This is a genomic window from Acidithiobacillus sp. TH-A36 (genome assembly GCF_057473445.1).
In genome coordinates this window covers 1-5507 of the sequence record NZ_JBYCKP010000227.1, presented here as the reverse complement: position 1 = coordinate 5507, position 5507 = coordinate 1, and the positions used below count along the sequence as shown (strand labels likewise).

General features: G+C 50.5%; 6 protein-coding genes and 2 pseudogenes. 4 read left to right on the top strand and 4 right to left on the bottom strand.

Annotated features, from left to right (window positions below; translation table 11 throughout):
* The 3 genes and pseudogenes from AC2VLY_RS05950 to AC2VLY_RS05940 form a co-directional block, all read right to left on the bottom strand.
* Positions 1 to 182: pseudogene (locus AC2VLY_RS05950) on the bottom strand (hypothetical protein); the annotation flags it as partial.
* 94 nt (positions 183 to 276) lie between these two features.
* Positions 277 to 849 (bottom strand): hypothetical protein, encoded by a 573-nt coding sequence (locus AC2VLY_RS05945; protein WP_486892430.1) that lies wholly within the window; start codon positions 847 to 849, stop codon positions 277 to 279.
* A gap of 2 nt (positions 850 to 851) precedes the next feature.
* Positions 852 to 1283 carry a hypothetical protein gene (locus tag AC2VLY_RS05940; protein WP_031573515.1) on the bottom strand — a complete coding sequence of 144 codons (432 nt, stop codon included), beginning with the start codon at positions 1281 to 1283 and terminating at the stop codon, positions 852 to 854.
* Positions 1284 to 1732: 449 nt separating this feature from the next.
* Between AC2VLY_RS05940 and AC2VLY_RS05935 the strand changes: the two genes are divergently transcribed.
* The 4 genes from AC2VLY_RS05935 to AC2VLY_RS05920 all read left to right on the top strand — a co-directional run bounded on the left by AC2VLY_RS05935 (position 1733) and on the right by AC2VLY_RS05920 (position 4785).
* Positions 1733 to 2263 (top strand): DedA family protein, encoded by a 531-nt coding sequence (locus tag AC2VLY_RS05935; protein ID WP_142086175.1) that lies wholly within the window; start codon positions 1733 to 1735, stop codon positions 2261 to 2263.
* Between the two features lie 288 nt (positions 2264 to 2551).
* A complete protein-coding gene (locus tag AC2VLY_RS05930) occupies positions 2552 to 2773 on the top strand; it encodes a helix-turn-helix transcriptional regulator (RefSeq protein WP_081576718.1) in 222 nt (73 codons plus the stop codon).
* Complete coding sequence (locus AC2VLY_RS05925; protein WP_081576717.1) at positions 2767 to 4095, top strand: type II toxin-antitoxin system HipA family toxin; 1329 nt, start codon at positions 2767 to 2769, stop codon at positions 4093 to 4095. The genes AC2VLY_RS05930 and AC2VLY_RS05925 overlap by 7 nt, the downstream gene beginning before the upstream one ends.
* A 99-nt stretch (positions 4096 to 4194) precedes the next feature.
* Positions 4195 to 4785 (top strand): YajG family lipoprotein, encoded by a 591-nt coding sequence (locus tag AC2VLY_RS05920; RefSeq protein WP_300254129.1) that lies wholly within the window; start codon positions 4195 to 4197, stop codon positions 4783 to 4785.
* Between the two features lie 60 nt (positions 4786 to 4845).
* Here AC2VLY_RS05920 and AC2VLY_RS05915 read toward each other — a convergent pair.
* Positions 4846 to 5507 (bottom strand): annotated as a pseudogene (locus AC2VLY_RS05915) (hypothetical protein); the annotation flags it as partial.

Here is a 5507-nt window from a genome sequence, read left to right as displayed (position 1 = left end):
GCTTCCTGGATAGGGGAGAGATATAGGCTGCCCGCCTGGATAATGCGGTCGAGCACGTCTACGGCGTGGCCGTCGATGTTGGGTAATAACAGCGCCGGACCATAGGCGGTCAGCCGTTTGCGTTTTTTGCGGATCGGATTGGCTGATTGGCCGCCTGTAGGGAATGGATGCACATTGCTCATGATGAAAATCTATCACGATGGAGCGGGTTGGAGAATATGGGGCCTCATTTTAGGCAGGATGACCTACAGCAGCGCTCCGCCCATAATCATGAGGTTAGGCGCTTTTGTGTTGAAACCTTGCAAAGAGTGCGGTAATCCTTTGAGCGATTCGATGCGTGCCGGAGACAGGTGCCCGCAGTGCAAGCATCCCGACCCTCTCAATAAACGCAGGAACCAGATCTTGGGCGGCTTTCTTTTTATCGTTGTAGGTGCTTTGATTCAGCTGTGGAAAACACACGAGATCTGGTAAGAGGCATGCCATGATATGCAGATCGTTCTTGTCGCTAGCGTGTCCGCCCAAAAATGGGCTTTGTTCCAGTGGGTCCAAGGCGAAGCACAAACCGAGCTCCGGATGAATGGCTCCCGTAACCTTCCACTGCCTTGACAAGGGAATCACTTCGATAACAGCGGCAATCCATTCGACTACTTCGGCGCTTGCATGAAAATAAAGGTATGGCTCGCGTTTTAGCCATCTCCACCAACCATGCCCATGACAGGATGCCAGGCATTGTATGGAGGCTTTGCCATGCAGTCCTAGCACCAGGTTCCTCACATCTGTTTCGATAAGATGTGAATTTTTGTGGGGATCTGAAAAGCAAAGCGTTGTTATGCGTTTTCTGGATGCCATGACTAGATCACATCGCTTAGCTGGTGCAGGAAGAATTGGCCGGATTGCCAGAAAGATTGTTGCCAATCTGTGCTATACACTTCAGCCCTTATATCATTCGGCCCCGCCGACCAGGTATTTGCTGTTATCGTTTTGTCGAAAAAGGGCCGACTATTCTTGCCGTTCTGCCTATACTTTGCCTCTACAAGATAGTTTCTTTTGTCTTTGAAAGCATAAGCAATAATGGTTTTACCCTTTATGGTTGACGTGAAGAAACCGCCATCTACGGGCATTTCTCCGTTAATCATCCAACGGGCGTTTTGCTGATGGCCTGCTTTGATGGTCAAAAAGTTGCCGAAGTAATGGAGATTGACTGCCTCTACTGTGATGGCTGTAGCAACCATCATGGAAAGGCTGAGCGCACCGACTTTCAACGCATTCGAGAGTTTTGACATGGGGTTTCCTTTTGCTTTCTATGCACGTTACCCGCCCAAAGAGGCGTCACGAGAGGATGGTACCCGAAAGAAACGCGGCTTATCGCACTCATAAGGCGGCTGTTTTGGCGTTTTTTGTGCGTTCGCGCCCAGGGTGCGGGATCAAATTGATCCCGGCCCGATGTGAAAATCGTTTTTTGACAGATTATTTTTGCGTAGCCCTGGAAATGACAAACTAGCAGCGTTTCGGCTTCTGCTGGTAGATATTTCTGGTGGATTCCTGCCGTGCCATAAGCCCTCTTCCAATGGTGGATCTACTCAAGACCCTGGAATGCATATCGGACTTTGCTGTGCATTGCAGTACAATAGCGGAATCGGGGTCGAAGTGACCGTGCCTGACCGTTTCCCCATCACTTCGCCGTCCTTGTTTTTAAGGGGTGACGACGCAGTCATTCTTAGGAACTCCGCTAATGCTACATTGGTTTCTTTCCACGCTGGTCGTTTTGATTCATACCGCAAGCCCAATCCTCAAGACCTATGGAATGCTGGCGTTATTTGTCCTGCTTTTTATTGAGAGTGCAGGGGTGATATTTGCACCCGGTGAGGCAACCATCGTGGCTGCCGGATTCCTCTCTGCAAAAGGGATGTTTTCGATATGGGCTGTTCTGCCCGTAGCAATGATTGCAGCCACCTTGGGCGGGTATTTGGCTTATTGGTTAGGTGACCGGTTCGGTCACAGGGTCTTATTGCGTTATGGTCGCTATGTGGGCATTAAACCGATCATGGTGGGCAAGGCGCATAGGTTCTTCTTGCGCTTTGGTGCGCCTGTCGTCCTCGGCGGGCGTTTTATTGTGCCCTTACGCCAATTACAGGGTTATATAGCGGGCACATCGGAAATGGTTTTTTTTGCCTTTGCCCTTTGGAGTGCCATAGGAGCCATATTGTGGGTAACCGTCTGGGGCGGCGGAGCGTACCTGCTGTCTGGAATGATAAGTGGTTAGAGATGCGAAATGTTGAACGGGGAAGGGTAGAGCAAGCCGCGAAACTGACGCTGCCGGTTCTTCTGTGACTTGAAGTGTCAGGCAATATCGACGTGCATAACGATGACGTGACCCGCTTGCGTTGTTGCTCGCTCCAGACGCATTTTATATTGGGCAAGGCTCAATATTGCGCACTCCTGATTACGAGTATATGCTACATACCCGTAATTTGTGGTATTTCTTTTCTACTCTTCTTTGCGAGTGCTGCCCTTGGATACGCCCATTACGACAATTGCTGATTTCTCTTCTATGTTGAAACGCTTACGGCTGGAGCGCAGTCTCACGCAAAAAAGGCTTGGTGAGAAGTTGGGTCTGTCTCAAAAACGCATTTCCGCCATCGAGGCTCATCCAGAGCAAGTTTCCTTGGATCAGATTTTGACCGTGCTCATGGCGCTAGGAGCCAAGCTCCATGTGCGCACCCTGGACGCAGAAGGGGACGCCATCGCGGATACCGGAGAGGCGTCATGGTGAATCCGAGCCGTTCATCCAAAGCTCTCGAACTATGGATGAACGGAGTTCTGGTCGGTACATGGTCGGTGACACGCACAAACCATCTCTTTGCGTATGCGCAGACATGGCTACAACACGATCAAAGGCGCCCGATATCGCTGTCCTTGCCTTTGGCGCAAGGGACGACACCGTTTCGTGGTGACGTCGTGGAATCATTTTTCGACAACCTTCTCCCCGAAAATCCGAATACCCGGCAGCGAATAGCTGAGCAGTTCGGGGCAAGGGCTGACCGTGCTTTTGATTTACTTGAGCAGATCGGTCGTGATTGCGCCGGTGCCATCCAACTTGTCCCTGTCGGATCTGTCCCACCAGACGTTCACAAAGTGCTGGCCGATCCGCTGGACGAGAAAGCAGTCGAGCGCTTACTGGACTCCGCTGTTGCCCGCATGCCGTATCGCCTGGTAGATGAGGAGTTTCGCATCTCGTTAGCGGGAGCCCAAGATAAGATCGCGCTGCTGGTGCATGAGGGGCGGTGGTGTCTTCCACACGGCAACACACCGACCACGCATATCCTCAAATTGCCCATAGGACGAGTACCGGCCGGCATTGACCTGACGACATCAGTTGAAAACGAATGGCTTTGCGCACGCATCATCCAAGCATTTGGAATCCCGGTTGCGCATTCTCGCATTGAGCGATTCGGTCGGCATCAGGTACTGGTCGTCACGCGCTTTGATCGCCAATGGCAGGGAACATGGTGGGCTCGCCTGCCCCAAGAGGACCTTTGTCAGGCATTAGGCGTCCCTGCGGCGAAGAAGTACCAGAACGACGGAGGTCCTGGGATGGACGCCATTCTGGATATTCTTCGCGGCAGTTCCCGTGCTGAAATCGATCGCCGCGACTTTCTAAAGACGCAACTGATTTTCTGGCTACTGGGCGCGCCTGATGGACATGCGAAAAACTTCAGTATTCTTCTCCGGCGTGGTGGATTTTTCGAACTCGCACCACTGTATGACATCCTATCGGCATGGCCCCATACTGGTGCTGGACACAACCTGCTCGACGAGCGAAAACTCAAACTTGCCATGGGAGTGCGTGGCGGCAAAAATCTGCATTACCGGTTAGTGGATATCCAGCGTCGGCATTGGAACGCCACGGCAAAACGGAATGCCTTGGGCACGGACTTCGAGGATGTCGTCCAAGAGGTCATTGACAGTGTGCCAGCAGTGATGGAGAACCTGCAGCAAATTTTGCCACCAGATTTCCCAAACTCAGTATCCGATCCGATTTTCACTGGTATGCGCCGCCAAGCCGGACGGCTTGAGAAGATGCCTAAAAGCTGATAATGCAGTATCGTTCTTTGTCCTGGACCAAAAACCCTAAGCCGAAAGATCACCATGATACAATAACCCCATGATGACCGACTAAGGAGAGATTTCATCATGAACACGAACATCAAAACCGCCGCCAAGCTCGCCGCATTCGCCGGAGCCTTCGCGCTGACGGGGTGTGCATTTATGCCAGCATCTGTCCATCCCACATATACTGATACCTATGAGCAAAAGTTAGCAGGTGCCAGTAGCGTTGCAATAAAAACCCTAGTGAGCAACGACAAAAAGAATAAAAACGAAGTAAGTTATAAACGGGATGGTTTTGGTATCAAGATGGCAGGAGTCTATTCTAACGTAGAAAAAGATTTCATAGGTGCGTTGAATGTAGCTTTGCGTGACAAAGGGTTTATCATCCGGAATAACGGATATCAACGCAAGATTGTTCTAGTTGTCAAACATTTTATGGCTGATGAATCAAATGGATTGATCACTCAAGATTACACCGGGACTTCAGTTATAGGTGTAAAAGTGTGTAACAACACGGGAAAAATACTTTTTTCTCATATCTTCATCATAAAAAAGTTTCCTCTTGGGAGATATGCTATTGGCGGCGCTGGGATAGCATCAAAAAAACTGCTTAATACAGCTATTAATGACATTGTGAGCGATAATCGTTTTTTGCATGCTTTAATCCAGCGATGAGTTATATAGGCGCTGATTAGTAGCCCATTTTTTGATATAAACTCTATAATTTCTAGTCTGTTAGCCAGGTGATCCGCTCGGTAGTCCGGAGATGTTGCTCTGGCCGAAGTTATAGTAGCCGCTACTGTTTTTGGTCCCCTGACTGCCAAGCTGTTGCAATGTTTCGCCCTTGGCAGCTTCATCGGGTTTGATGGTATTTTCGTTATACCCCTGACCAAAACCGCCTTGCACTGTGCCAGGTGACTGCTCAATTTCCTGAGAAGATTGTGGAACATAATCCCACTGGCCGGTTTGCTGTGTGGGGTTTGTGTCCTGATTGACATAGCCCTCCTGCATCCCATCAAATGCTTGCGCTGCCGTATAAGCGGCGTTCATTGTGGTGGGCGCGCCACTGATGCAGGCATGATTGTGTTTACCGCAGTTTCCGCCGATAAGGTGCTCTTGGATTGTGGTAAATCCTGGGGTGCCTTGACTAGCAACATCGTACAGCATGCCCGTGACAAAACCTGCGCCAAAGCTTCCAATGGTTCCGAGTAAGCCTCCTATTGCAGCGCCTCCTGTTACCGCTGCAATTGCGCCCATAATCAAATCAAAAACGATCCCATTGATACCCGTCTTGCTGGTGGAGTGGAAGAACGATTGGAAAGCGCCCACGGGTAGGGTGGAGCCTTGACCGGCAGGGACATACACGTAACCGCCGCTGACACCCAACTGACCGACAT